Origin of the sequence: Victivallis vadensis (assembly GCF_003096415.1) — a bacterium.
Taxonomy (GTDB): Bacteria; Verrucomicrobiota; Lentisphaeria; order Victivallales; family Victivallaceae; genus Victivallis; species Victivallis vadensis.
On record NZ_QEKH01000045.1, the window covers coordinates 16,541 to 30,495 of the forward strand.

The following is a 13,955-nucleotide window of genomic DNA, read 5'->3' on the forward strand; positions in this document are numbered from 1 at the left end:
GTTTACTCCTCCGGGATCATCATTATCATGCGGCCGTCCGAACCGGAGACCGGCAGCTCGAAAGCATAGACGCCGTTCCGGTCCGGCTTCGCGTCGAGCCGGACGTTGCGGTCAAGGTCGATCACCGCGAGCTTCCTGCCCTGCAATGCCGGGTCGAAACTCTCCGGCACCACTTGCACCGTCTCCATCGATGCGGCGTCCGCCTGACTGCCCAGCCCGAGGAAGAGAGCGCCGTTGTTCAGGAACGGCGTAACCGCGAGGCGCGAAGCCGTCTGAATCCGGCCTCCGACCAGCTCCATGATCCGGTCGACCAGCTTGCCGACCTTCTCACCCGGCAGCTGCGTGCCGTTCAGCGGGCACCAGATCACCGGAGCGCCCGACGCGGTGCGGCGGACATACAGTTCGATGCCGTCCACATTGGTGCGCGCCGCCCCCTCCGTCCAGAATTTCCGGGCGGCGGCGGAGGCGTCATCCCCGCCGAAGCCGATCACCGGCGCGCCGCCATCGGCCAGCCGCCGCACATTGGCCAGCTCCGCTTCCGGCCAGTCGGTCGCGTCGAGCAGCACCAGCGGATTTTTACCCTCCCACTTCGCCAGCGCGTGGCCGGAGGTCACGAAGCCGACCGGCAGGCCGTTCTTCACCAGCGGTTCGTAGAGCTTGCCCATGCGGTGCTCCAACTGGTCCTCGTTGTTGCCCGAAGTGTAGATTCCGAAGCCCATGCGGCGGCCCGATCTGCCGATCCGCTTTTCGGTCGCGCCCCACGACACCGCGAAGCCGTATCCGGCCGCCTTTTCGGGGCGGATCAGCCGCGTGAAGTTGAAAACGCGCGTATACTCTTTGATCTCATGCGCATAGAATCTGGTCGAAATCCCGCCCTGCAGGCTGTAGCCATACACATGGTAGGGCAGGAACCTCCCCTCCGAATCGACCCGGCCCGTGAAGTAGGTGTTGTACCACTGCCGCCGGGCGGGTTCGACCGAACTGTTGTTGGAGAACCAGGTCGCATTCGACTCCGAATTCACCCATCCCCACTGTTTGTACAGCCCGCTGCGCAGATTCGGGTTGGCCGCGACGATCGCGAAGCGCGTGCCGAGGCTCCAGTAGAGGTCCTGATTGCGCAGCTCCCAGAAGAGGTCGGTGCCGACGCCGAGATGGGTTTCGCCCAGCAGGTCGCCCAGCTCGCCGCCGGCCAGCGGAAAGCTGCCGTGGGTTTCCATCGAGAAACTGATTCCGGCGTCCTCGAACTTCTTCTTGGTTGCGAGGGTCTTTTCCGCGTACTCCCGCATCAGGAACTCCTGCCAGTCGCGGAAATACCGGGTGCAGATCTCCTCGGAGATCGCGCGGCGGGTTTTCCCCTTCAGCCCCTCGCCGCCGGTCTTTTTCAGGTGGCGGTCGAAACGGTCGAAGGTGTCCCAGCCGAAGCTGTTGTTGACCGGGATGCCGTTCCAGCGGTCGGAAGTGCCGACGTGGATCGACTTCTGTCCCTTGCGCCGCCCCTCGGTCATTTCGCGGAACATGCAGTCGAGGGTCAGGTCCCAGCCGTAGGAGCCGTCCGGCAGGCTGCGCCACGGGTTGGTGTAGTGGCTGTTGCGGGTGTCGGTGGTCAGCATCCGTTCGGGAGCGTCGATATTGTTCGGGCCGGTCTCCATCAGGCCGTGAACCAGCGCCCAGATCTTATCGTGCGGGCCGCCCCAGCCGCGGGTATGGTCGAACATCCCGAGCCCGAACGAGTTGTAATTGTACCAGCCGGGCGTGCACAGCAGTCCGGGCTGGTAGTCCGCAAAAGTGCTTTTGTCAATGATCTCCGCGCCCCCCTCCGGGCGGAACAGCGCATCGTACTGCCCTCTTGCCGCCGTCTTTCCGCCGGCGGAAAGCACGATGTCGTACCGCACCGGGCCGAATGCGGAGCGCCCCGGCAGCTCGAAGTCGAACGCCTGTTCCGAATACGGCGCCAGTTTTACCGGCTGTGATGCGACTTCGGTGACTTTCCCGCTCACCAGATCGGAGGCGGTGACCGTCAGCGTGCCGGAAAACTCCTCTATCGGCATCCCGGCGGGCCAGCCGAACACCTCCAATTCCTTCATCGAGGAGTTGGTCGGATTGATCTGCACATTCTGCCGCAATTTGGGATCGAGCCTGTCGATGCTCATGGTCAGCTCCCGCACCGTTTCGGGCGCAAAGGCGCTCCGCCAGTGCCGGTAGATGTCGCTGCCGTTGGCGACGTACTCCGCGGGGGAAGCGATCACAAATGTTCTCCCGCCGCTTCCAAGCGTGAAATATTTCGGGTTCAGCCGCTCCTCAAAGCGGTACGGCCCGTACCCCTCGATCCCGGCCCCGGCGACGGTCACCGCGAACGGCCATGTCAGCTTCAGCTTCTGGGTCGCGGCGGGTTTCCCGGCCCATGCCCCCTGCATTTCACCGTTGCGGCGGACGTTGCCCCGCGACAGTGAGCGGTCGTTCAGCCCCGGCGCGGTCGGATTCTCCGGCCACTGCAGGTCGGAGACCTCCGCCAGCGGCGCGAGATTCTCATAACCGTTGCCGACCCGCACCGTGATTTTCGGGGAACTTCCCGCCGGCCACACGTAACGCCCGGCGGTGTTGCCGTCGTAATCCCCGTCCGAAACCACTTCGTGACGGCTGCCGGAATCCCGTTCGATCACCTGCAGCGCCAGCGGGGAGGCGGTCAGGATTTTCCGCTCGGTCTCCCGCACGACTTCAGAACGGTCGGGAGTCAGGATGCCGACGCGGAGCCGCCGCCACGGCGGCGCACTGCCGCTCTCCGTCACGCGCGAATCGCCTTTGAAAGCGCCCCGTTCGGCCAGCCGGATCACACGGCTTTCGCCGGGCTTCAGCGCAATCGCGCCGGAAGCGGCGTTCAATATCCCGTACTCCCAGTTGTAGAGCTGGAAGGAGAGCACCGCGTCAACCGTTTCCGTACCCGGATTCTTCACCGTGACCGCCGGCACCTCCGGCTGGAACTCCGGCACCTCCAACTGCAGCGCCGCCGCGTTGCCGCGCGCCTTCGGCTGCGCCAGAGGCGCAGCCGCCTCTTTCAGCAGTCGCCTCATCAGCGCCGGGTAGCCGGGCGACTTCGCCAGCACCGGGTCGAACAGGTCGCCGCCGCACACATAGACCCGCGCCGCGCCGACCCGCGCCGAAATCAGCGCCGGAACTCCGGCATCGGTGGTCAGCAGCACCCGGAAGTCGGTGATGTTCAGCGGCTTCAAATATCCGGGCGTCAGGTAGCGCATCAGGCTGTTCTCGATCGGCGCACCCGGCACATGCAGATCGGCGATATTGGAGATCGCCAGAGGCGGCAGCTTCTCATAGCCGCTGCCGGGAAAACCGACCAGCTTCTTCCCGCCCCGGCGCAGCGTATGGGATTTCACCGACCACGGCGTGACCGGCAGGAACTCCGCCATATCCCGATGCACCGGCGCGAGGTCGCGGAAACCGACAAACACCGTTTTCCCGGCGCGGACCGCATCCACATACCGTTTCGCATTCGCCGCATGGTCGAAGCGGCCGGACATGAACTGCACCGGGGCGTCGGTATTGCCCGGCCCCGCCTTTTCCGGCTTCAGCCCGGCCGAACCGAACAACCGCGCCAGCTCCGGCGGAGCTTCGCACCACAGGAACGCCGCGGGTTTCACCCCGCCTGCGGCGGAGAGCTCCGCCGCGGCCAGCAGCGCCGGCCATAGAGGAATCTTTTTCATCGGCACATCCTATTTTTCAAATGCAAATTCGATTTCGTTGGTATAGCTGGTCTTCCAATCCGGGTGGAAGGTGCTGCCGCCCTTGCGAGTCGCCGCCCGGTCCCGGCCGAACTCCATCGACGGCCCGCCGTTGTCGTTGACCCGGAACGAGAACTTGACCGGTTTGCCCGCCTTCATCAACACTTTCACGTGCGGAATCTCGCTCCACGGAATCGCCGCCTCGATGATCCGGGTGCTGCCGTCGTGGCGGAACGCCAGTTTGCCGTCCTTCACCGCACCCTCCCACTTCGCCTTCGGCTGGCGCGGGTAGAAGTGCTTGCGGAACGCCCCCGGCACCTCCATGCGCCAGATTTCGGTGCCGCCGCCGTAGGCCGGGGCGACCTTGTTCAGCGCAAATTCATAGTCGGTCGAACGGTAGTTCACGAATCCGGGCATCCGGCCCGGCTGGTTCGCGACCGTGACCGGGTCCTGCTCCAGCGGGATCGCATTAAAGGCGATCTGTAAATTGTCGAATGCGGGCGACTGCCCGTCCGGCAGCACCGGCCGTTTGCGGTAGCTGTAACGGCGCACTCCCTCCGGCCACTTCAGCGTCTCTTTCACATCGTCGGTGCGGAACACGGCGGCGACGCCCCTCGGCAGCTTTTCATACTTCAATCCGGGCAGGAGCACGCCTTCGGAGCCGAACCGCCCCTGCCAGAGGCCGGGCTTCGACTCGTCCATGCCGACGTAGCGGGCGAAGCCGCCTCCGGAGAGCCGGAACTTCGCGCCGGGCGTCCCGGCGTCGAAGAACACCCCCGCCAGCCGTCCCGACTCCTTGTGCCAGGTGCGCGGATTCACCAGTTCGACCGCGACTTTCCCGGCCATCTCGTAGGTGGCGAACACGCCGCCGTCCACCTCGAAGAACTGGCGGTGGCCGGTCAGTTCACGGCCGTCCGCGCCGCGCACGTACAGATGCGCCAGCCGGTTCGACCGGAAGTTGTCCCACGGCAGATAGAAGGTCACTTTCGTCAGCCGGTCTTCCGGCAGCGACAGGTCGAGCCGGAGCCGGTCGATTCCGGGCCGGATGCACTCCGGGGCGCGCACGCCTTTTTTGTCCGGCCGCTCCACGCCGCAGCGCGCGGCGCTCTCCGGCGTTTCGGATTCGACCGCGTAGATGAAAGTCTTGCCCGGGTCGTACTTGTAGGAGGTCTCCGGGTAGAAGAACTCGTCGTCGTCGCGGGTCTCGAAGCGCAGCGTACCGGGGTCCGGCGTGGAATCCGCCACTTTCGCGGCCACGTAGAAGTAATCCCTGTCATAGGCGGTGTAGACCGCCGCAACTCCGGCGGACTTGCCCGCGTCGAACTTCTCAAACGGCAGCCACGCCTTTTCCATCACGCTCAAGGCGGCGTTGGGATCGGCGGAGACGACCAGCGGCAGCACGCCTTTCCAGTCGTCCAGCGAACCGTCGACCTTGACCGTCCGCTTCGCGATCCGGTTCACATGCATCGTGTCGCGCACCTCGGCAAAGCCGTCCCGGCCCGCGTCGAACACCAGTTCCAGCGGGTAGCTGTTGTCCGCCGCCGGGGCGCCCTCAAGCACTTCCAGTTCAATTTCGCGGGTCTCGAAGGGAGCCAGCGCCAGTTGTTCCGGGAATTTCATTTTCAGCTCGCCGACCTTGCCGGAAAGTCTGCCCGACAGCGGCCGGTTGGTCACGTTGTGCACGGTCACGCGCAGCTTCGCGCCGGGCGCGACCGGCTCCAGAAAGTCGCGCGGAACCAGCTCCGCCGCCACCAGGCCGGAGAGCTTCGACTGCTTCAGCGCCGCGAGCAGCGATGCGAAACCGCCGGGCGCGGTCGAGCGCAGATAGTGGCCGCGCTGGTCCAGCGGCAGCACATAAGCGCCTTTTTCCGGCTCGATCCGGTTGCCGTACATATCGAACAGCGCGAACCTGCCGTCGGCGGCCAGTTCCAGCGTCACGCCGCGGAACGGCCACGGCGCGGCGAGCAGCTCCTTCGCCTGCGCAACGAAGTTGGCGTCATTGATCTTCCGGTCCGGGAAGCGGGCGGCAAGGTCGTCCCGAAGCCGCGTCCAGTCGGCGGAGCCGCGCTTCAGGCCGGGCAGCAGCAGCCGCAGCTCGCGCTTGGCCCGGAGTTCGTCGAACGAACGCAAGCCCGGATACATGCTGTTGTCGCCGAAAAGGCCGGTCAGGTCGCCCGTGACCACCACGGTGCCGTCCTCCGCCTTACCCTCCAGCCCGTCGAATACGAAAATCCACGGCAGGCCCCGCCGGAACATGATCTCCCGGAACTCCCGGTTGCCGATGAAGTTCTGCAGCGCCGCGACCGCCGACGCCATCGGATAGGCGATCAGCGGCAGGTCGATCTCCCGCTCTCCCTGTTCCGTCAGGATCCGGGCCCGCTTCACGCCGGACTGGTTGTGATCCTTGTTGCCGAACACATAGCCGCCGAAAAATCCCATCGAGCGGTCGTAGCCCGCCGCGCGGTTCGCCGCGATCACTCCCGCGAGCAGGTCCTCGCTGTTGGCCACCCAGCTTTCGGTATCCCAGATCAGCACGCGGGAGGGCTTGCGCTCCATCCACTTGCGGTAGAGGCTCGGCGACGACAGCCCCTGATAGTGGATGCTGCAGAAATCCAGATATTTCAGGAACTCGTCGTTTTCATCCGGGAAAAACTTGTCGAAGGTGTTCGACGACGAGTCGCACCCGCCGACCAGCACCTCCACGCCTGCCTCCCTGCCCGCCCGGTGCGCGGCTTCGGCCATCACTTTATACATCTCACGATAGCGGAGCATATCCGCGCCCCAGCCGGAGATCGAAATTCCCTCCCACGGCTCGTTCCACAGCATCACGCCGTTGATCGGCCCCTTCGGCCAGCCGTATTCGCGGAAGATATCGTAGCAGAATTCTCCGAACTCCCCGTCATATTGCGGCAGCCACGCCATATCGCTCTTGGTCTGCATCATCACGCCGTCGTCGGTCAGGTGCGGCCGGGGCTGGTTCAACGGATAGCCCCCCTGCCCCGCGCCGATTTCGATGGTCGCGGCTATGTTGTGCTTTTTCAGCTCGTCAAAGGATTTCTTCAGATACGCCATCGTGCGCGCCCGCGCCGCCGGGTCCACGTCAAACGGCACGCCGAAGCGGATCGCCTGCACGCCGAGACGCGCCATCGCCGCCGCCGGAAACTGTTCGGCGGACTGCTTCGGGAACTGGTTCGGCGCCGATGCGCCCGGCAGCGCGCGCACGATCGAAGTCATGAACTGGCGGCCGCGCCCCGGCAGGTCGAAAAGCAGCGCATAGCCGCCGAACTTCTCCGGCAGTTTCGGCGCGATTTTGAAATTCTGAAATCCTCTGGCGGGAACGTCGACCTCGACGGTCATTTTGTCGGCCTCGCCGCCGGGAATCACTTTCGGCTGCCAGATGTCGCCGTAGACGTTGCGGGTGCCCCAGCTGAAAAGCGTGATTTCGGCCTTGCCCTTCAGCGGGGCGTCCGTCAGGTTGCGGAGCTGAAACTCCAGCTCCGGCCGTTCACCGGGAAAGAAGATGTTCGCCTCGCCATTGGTATTCAGCGCGGTCAGCCGGTAGTCGTAGTCGCGCCGCGCCGCGTCCAGCCCGAAAACTTCATACCAGTCGCGCATCGCCTCGCCGGCTTTCATCTGCGCGTACAACTCCACGGTTCCGCCCAGGCACAGGAAAGTCCCCGCCGCCAGCAGCATCTTGGAAGAAAATTTCATAATACTCCTCTGCACGATATGGAATTAAGGTTCATAAATCCAACTGAAAACAGGACGCTTGATCTCATCATTCAACCCGGACTCCGCCACCCGAAGACTCTGGACATGCAAATCGGACATCAAGGCGTTACGGCTTCCGTCCGGATGGGAATTTGTCCAATCGAAATTCCACCTCTTGCCGCTGACGTTATTGGCAAAATCACCGCCGCTGTTATTCCCCATATCGGTCATCAGCACAACCGGTCTTCGCGGCGACCACGGAACCGACGACGATTTATAACTGCTTTTCATCCAGGAAATCCGAAACGGAGTTTCATCAGCCAGATTGGTTTCCCCCATATTGACGCCGTAAGTAATAAAAGTCGGCTTGCCCGACCAGGCCGGCGGCGGCAGCAGCGGACAGCTCAGCCATTTGATCTTGAGGGTCCAGCGATTGTCCAGATGAGTGTCCACCCCCATCTCCCTGCCGAGAAATTGCGGCCAGGTATAGTAACCTCCTCCCACGCTTTCCGGTATTTTGCGCATCGGAAACCATTCGCCGCCGCTGTAAAGCCCGATGCCGCTTCCCAGCTGTTTGAGGTTGTTGATGCAGGCTGTTTTCTTGGCGGAAGTACGTGCTTTCTGCAGCGACGGCAGCAGCAACGCCGCCAGAATCGCTATAATCGCTATCACAACGAGCAGCTCAATTAAGGTAAAATTTTTAAAGCCACGCTTCATCATTCCAATCCTTCCCACTTAAACGTTGATATAATTATTTATGAACACGGTATTCAAACCAGCGGCGGCGCTCGTGATCGACATAGGAAACCTCATGACCGAAATGCTTGACGCTCATATCCATCATCAGGCCGTTCCGGGTGCCGTCCGCATGGCCGCACATCTGCCCGTTGGTCGCCGGATTGCTGGAACTGATCAGGCCGAAACCGGCATAATTGGAATACCGCCCTGCACTCCAGTCGTTTTCGCCGTCCAATGCCGGAGAATTGGGATAGTAATGATCGGAAACCAGAATGATCGAACCGCGACTTTTGCTCTTGGTCGGACCGTAGGTCTGCTCCGCCCGGTCATAACGAAATGCCTGCTTGGGATTGAAATCCGTATTATCCATATAGCGTCCGTAACCGATATTGAGCGCATAACTGACCCGGGTCTGCTTGCTGACGGTCTTTCCCCGATCCCGTCCGCAGCGGAACGCGTTGGTCTTGATCGCGCCTCGGTTGGCCATATAGGACAGCTCGCCGCCGCCCATATAGTAATAGGCGACCTGATACCATGTTCCCCACGGCGACGAAGTGGTATTATCGTAGGCCGGCGGAAACCATTCGCCGTTTTCATACAGCATCAGCCCGACGCCGATCTGCTTCAGGTTGCTGGTGCACACCGCCTCACCGGCCCGGTCGCGCGCCTTCTGCAACGCAGGAAGCAGCATCGCCGCCAGAATCGCGATGATCGCTATTACCACGAGCAGCTCAATAAGGGTGAAATTTCGACGCATAATGTCGGGTATGCCAATGTGCCGGGCATGTTTTCCTTGCTGCATTTGCTTATCCTTCAGCTTATTACGCATCTTTACCTCCACCGTAAGTCGGCTATGTTTCTTTCAAAGGCTCAACTCAAATGTCATATTTACCTGTCCGGCCCGATGCCGTCCGATGTCAACTTTGGAGTGCGGAGATTCATCTCCGCTTTCCAATCGCACATGCTCATGTAATGATACATAAGTTTCATTTGCCTTTCCATACCATTACCGGCCACAAACTGGGTGCCAGTCGTTTGCGGATGGCTCCGGAGGGCCTTTTTCAAGGCCTGCCCGCCTGCGGCGTGCACGATCGCCCGTCCGGACCTCCCCGCTCGCCTCGGAACTCCTGCCGACTGCGAAGCACTTCCATTCGCGGGCGGCCCTAGCGGGCCTTACTTGTCGGGCTACGCCTGCCAACTCCTCACCGTTCGCTGCGCTCACTACGCCGGAGAGGCTTCGCTCACTACGTTCGGCTTCGTCACTATCGTTCCTCGTTACTTGCCGAAGGCAAGTAATTCCCTCACATTCGTTCGCGGCGCTGGCCGCGCTTGTTGTGCGCCGCGGAAAAGGCAACGTAGCCTTACTTGTACGCCGCGCAAGTGGCTTTGCTGACCAACCACGACTTGCCTGTGCCAGATGCCGCACGCCCCCCGGAGGGGCATTGGCGCGCGCACCCGGCAGCGGCACCTTGCCGCCCTCTTGCAATAATATTATGACACAAAAAACTAACAAAAGCAAACAGTTTTCGGACTTTTTTCTAAAAAAATCTGAAAACAAACTCAATAAATTTCATAACAATTGTTTGATTTATATTGAATTTCCTGCTTCCCGCTGTTATATTGTCTCTGTGCCAAGGGTGGATCACGGAGTCAAAAACGGAGAAACGGTTATGAACGGACAGATGTTGAACTATCTCCCCGGCGAAGGCGTCCTGCGGATTCGGGAATTCTGCGGGCTGAACCATGAATTTCAGGTGGCGGAACTCGATTTCCCGCCGTTGCCGGAAACCGTCCGGCAATGCGGCTGGCTCGCGCCGGACGGCCGCCGTTTCCCGATGCAGCGCTCACGGCAGAATCCCCGGCGCGGATTTCTGGCGGTCGCGATCGCTCCGCATGAACAGCTCGACCTGAAACTCGACTCCGCCGCGGCCGCCGTCGACGACCCGGTCCGGCTGACGCTCCGCGAAACGGAATATCTTCTCGAAAACCGGCAGCTTTCGCTGCGGATTCCGGCGGGGCGGCAGTGGACGGCTCCCCTGCCCTGTTCCGTCCCCGGCCCCGTCGCCGAAATCCGGCGTTCCGGCGGCAAATGGTTCGGAACCACTTATTTCGATACCCTGCTGCCGATCCGCGAAACGGCTGTCACCGTCCGCGAAGAAGGCCCGGTCCGTACCGTCGTCGAATACCGCGCGCTCCTCGCCGACGGCCGCGAAAGCCGCACCGCGATCACCCTTGACGCCGGGCAGTGTTTCGCACTGATCGACGAGGAGTTCCATTTTGGCGAATCCGATCAGCTCGTCTGGCTTTTCGACGGAGCCGTGCTGCCGGAAACCGGGTATTTCCTCGACTCCACTCCCGCTTATCAGACCCGGTGGCTGAACTACTTCCTCGACACGCAGCTCGCCCGGCTCGGCCCGTGGAGCCAGCAATCCCAGCTCGGGCTTTCCGACGGCTTCGGCTTCGCGCTGCCCGGCGAAAACACCCGGTTCGGCGCGGTTGCGCTGCAGGGCGGCCGCTGGCGCGGCAACCGGCTCAACAGCCTTGACGCGTGGATGCGGCGGCTCCGCAAAGGGGACCGCCTGACCCGGCGGCTGGTTCCGGCGGAGACCAAGGCGGATGCGGTGCCGGTTCCGCCCGCCGAGCAGATTCCGGCCCGCGACCGCAGCGAGTGTACTCCGGCACTCTGCTGGGAGGCGTGGCTCGGCGACGGCCGCCGCCGCTGGGCGCTGGCGGTCTGCGACGCCGAAACCTTCACGCCAAAGGCGGGCGACGACCTGACCCGGCAGGAGCCGCCGCTCGACCACTTCATCTCCGCCGGAAGCGCGGCGGAGTTCCAAAAACAGCAGGGATTGCTGCGCAAACTCCATATCCAGCGCGGGCTGCTGCCTCTGCAGGAGCTGCTCGGCATGACCTTCGATGCGCTCCCCGCCCCCGGAAGCTGCTGGAGCTTCGACGGCAGTGCCGACTTCCTGCGCGGCCATCTCGCACCGGACGCGCCGGCGGACCTGCACTCCGCCGCGTTTCTCCGGGAGATGCGTGAATTCCTGCGGGTGCGGCTGGAATCCTTCTGGTACGGCGGCGGAGCCGCCAATACCAACCCGGTTTCGTCGCGCCGGGTCGCACCTTACACCTTTCTGCTGGAGGAGGCGGCCGCCGCCGGTGAAATCCAGCCGGAGGAGATGCGGCTCGCCCGCGCCCGGATTCTCGCGCTCGCCAAACTGATGTCGCTGCCCGACTACTACTGCGGCGAATCGGCGATGCGTCCCGCCGACGACCCGGATGCGCTCAATGTGCCGCTGATGGGAATGGCGAACCAGAACTTCTATACCGACGTGATCAACCTCTCCGGCACGGCGGGCGCCATCTATCCCGATCACCCGGAGGCGGCGAAGTGGCGCGGCGAATTCATCCGCCTCTTTTCGCGGCAGCTCGACGTACACTGTTACCAGAGCGGCGTGTGGGAGGAGAGCCACACCTATTTCCAGCACGTGCTGCTGACCGTCCTGCCGCTGATGCTGATGCTGCGCGACCGGGGCGAACACGATTTCTTTGCGGATACGCGTTTCCGGAAGATGCTCCGCGCGACCGCCGCCCAGCTCACGCCGCGCGACCGGCTCACCGGGGACTTCCGCCACCTCGTCGCCTTTGGCGACCATGAGGGTTCGATCGAACCCTACCGGATTTTGTGGCGGCACTTCGCAACGGCGGCCGCCCCCCACGACCGCGAACTCGCGGCGCAGCTCAACCGCATGGCCCGCGAATGCGGCGGCACGCCGGATGAAACGCTCCCGGAAACACCGCTCCCGTGGGAGAATGAATACCTGCCGGGTCTCGGCGTCTTTTTCCGGGGCCAATTGGAAAACGCCGAAACTTTGCTCGCGCTGCGCACCGGCAGCGCGTGGGCGCACCATCACGACGACGACGGCAGCTTCCAGCTTTTCGCTTTCGGAAGAATGCTGATCGGCGACGCCGGTTTCGGCGGGCGCACCGCCGGGCGCGAGAAGTTCTCCGACGACGGCCACAGCCGCTGGACGCTGCCGGGGCGGCAGATTCACAACTACCACTGGCGCTGCACCCGCGGGTGGCCGGTCCGGCTGGAGCTTGACGCGCCGCAGCCCGAAGCGACCGTTTTCACTCCGGCGAACTTCACGCTCGCGGAAGGCCGGGCGCTGCCGTTCCAGCAGCAGCTCCGTCACTTCCGCAAGGTGGTCCGGCTGGCCCCCGGCGCATTCCTGATCGCCGACGCGAATGAACAGCCGGCGGAAAGCTGTTACCATTTCCACTTCGGCTCTACCCGGCTCCGGCTCGATACAGACGGCGCGGCGGAAGCGGATTACGGCGACAACGTCCGGCTGCGGCTGACGCCGCTCTCCTCCGGCCTTGCCGCCGAACGGCTCGCCGACACCGCCGGGTGCGCCCCCGGCGACGCCATGACGACCGCCCATGTGCGGTACACGGCTCCGGCGGCAGTCCGAAGCGCGGCTTTCCTGATCCGTTTCGGCACCGGTCCCGAAATCGAACAGCCGTTCCCGCTGCCCGCCGGAGCCTGCGACATTCAGATATCCTGAATTCAGTGCGCCGGTTCGCCGCCGAGCCGCCAGATCAACGCCAGCGCGACGTCGGCGACGGTTTTCAGGCTTTGCGGCGAAAGTTTGTCGAGGGTGTCGGCGGAGGTATGCCACCAGCCGTTGTCCGGCCCGTAACTGAAATCAATGAAGTTCAAAGCCGGAATCCCCCGCGCCTGAAACGGCAGGTCATCGTCGAGGATATTGCCGGGATAGTCGGTGAAACGGCTGCGTTTCCCCTGCTTTTCCGCCTCCTCCAGAGCAAGTTGCCTCAGCTCCGGGTCGCTGTTTTTCGGGAAGGTGATCGAAAGCTCCCGGTCGCCCACCATGTCCAGCAGGATCATCGCGCGGCAGTCGCGGAGCCTTCCGGCCTCCTCCAGCAGCTGCGCCTCGCGGCGGCTGCCGTGCAGCCCGTCGCCGCACCCATAACGCACGCGGCACTCCTCGCCGTCGAAAAACACAAAGCGAATTCCCAGCGGCGGCGGTTCTTTCATCCGATCAATCGCCCGGATCATCGCCAGCAGCGCCGCAACGCCGGAGCCGCCGTCATTCGCCCCGGCGAACTCCGGGGCGGCCTCCGGCAGGTATTTGGTGTCGTAGTGAGCGCCGACCACCGCGAACTTAGCGGATCGCCCCGGAATTTCCGCGACCAGGTTGCGGAACGTGACCTGTCCTGCCGGAGTTTTCTCCGTAAATTCCACGACCCGGGTACTGAACCGGAGATATCTTTTCAGCTCCCGCTCCATCCAGAGCGCCGAACGGAGCGCCCCCTCCGAACCGGAGTGCCGGGGACCGGCCGCGACCGCCCATTCCGCCATGCTCCACGCGAAACCGGCGTCGATCCGGGGCGGCTCCGCCGCGATCCCCGCGCACACCGCCAACATGCTCAACAGATATTTCACAATAACCTCCGCGACTGTCAATCAACATAACCCGGAAACGGCGGATTTCCAGCCCTTTCCGGGTTCCGGGGCGAAATTTCGGCAAAACAGCGCAACTCCGGCCTCTCCGCCCCCGGTATTTCGCCGCCTCCGGCTTGAAAAAGCAAAACGGGGCTGTATATTCCGGAATAACAACCCAACCGGCAGGAGGCTTTACGATGGAAAATTTTTGATAATGTCCCAAATTTTGTGATGGGATGTGTTGTTTGACAAGGTTGCATCTGCCTTTTATTTTGAGTAACTCAAAATCTCAACATAAAGGGAAT

Annotated in this window: 5 protein-coding genes and 1 pseudogene; 1 reads left to right on the plus strand and 5 read right to left on the minus strand. The window is 63.0% G+C overall.

Going from position 1 to position 13,955, the window contains the following annotated elements; all coding sequences use genetic code 11:
• Nucleotides 1-2: 2 nt before the first annotated feature.
• The 4 genes and pseudogenes from C8D82_RS18665 to C8D82_RS18680 all read right to left on the minus strand — a co-directional run bounded on the left by C8D82_RS18665 (nt 3) and on the right by C8D82_RS18680 (nt 8,940).
• The gene (locus tag C8D82_RS18665; RefSeq protein ID WP_116885808.1) at nt 3-3,716 is read right to left on the minus strand and encodes a hypothetical protein; all 3,714 of its coding nucleotides are present in this window, start codon (nt 3,714-3,716) and stop codon (nt 3-5) included.
• Between the two features lie 9 nt (nt 3,717-3,725).
• A complete protein-coding gene (locus C8D82_RS18670) occupies nt 3,726-7,445 on the minus strand; it encodes a DOMON domain-containing protein (protein WP_116885809.1) in 3,720 nt (1,239 codons plus the stop codon).
• 546 nt (nt 7,446-7,991) lie between these two features.
• Nucleotides 7,992-8,165, minus strand: a pseudogene (locus tag C8D82_RS22410) (prepilin-type N-terminal cleavage/methylation domain-containing protein); the annotation flags it as partial.
• A gap of 31 nt (nt 8,166-8,196) precedes the next feature.
• Nucleotides 8,197-8,940, minus strand: coding sequence for a prepilin-type N-terminal cleavage/methylation domain-containing protein (locus C8D82_RS18680; protein WP_116885811.1), 744 nt, complete (start codon nt 8,938-8,940; stop codon nt 8,197-8,199).
• A 913-nt stretch (nt 8,941-9,853) separates the two neighbouring features.
• On the opposite strand from C8D82_RS18680, the gene C8D82_RS18685 reads away from it, so the two are divergent.
• Nucleotides 9,854-12,751: a hypothetical protein gene (locus C8D82_RS18685; RefSeq protein WP_116885812.1), complete on the plus strand. Its 2,898-nt coding sequence runs from the start codon at nt 9,854-9,856 to the stop codon at nt 12,749-12,751.
• A 2-nt stretch (nt 12,752-12,753) separates the two neighbouring features.
• Here the strand turns inward: C8D82_RS18685 and C8D82_RS18690 are convergent, their stop codons facing one another.
• The gene (locus C8D82_RS18690) at nt 12,754-13,650 is read right to left on the minus strand and encodes a M28 family metallopeptidase (protein WP_116885813.1); all 897 of its coding nucleotides are present in this window, start codon (nt 13,648-13,650) and stop codon (nt 12,754-12,756) included.
• Nucleotides 13,651-13,955: the final 305 nt, after the last annotated feature.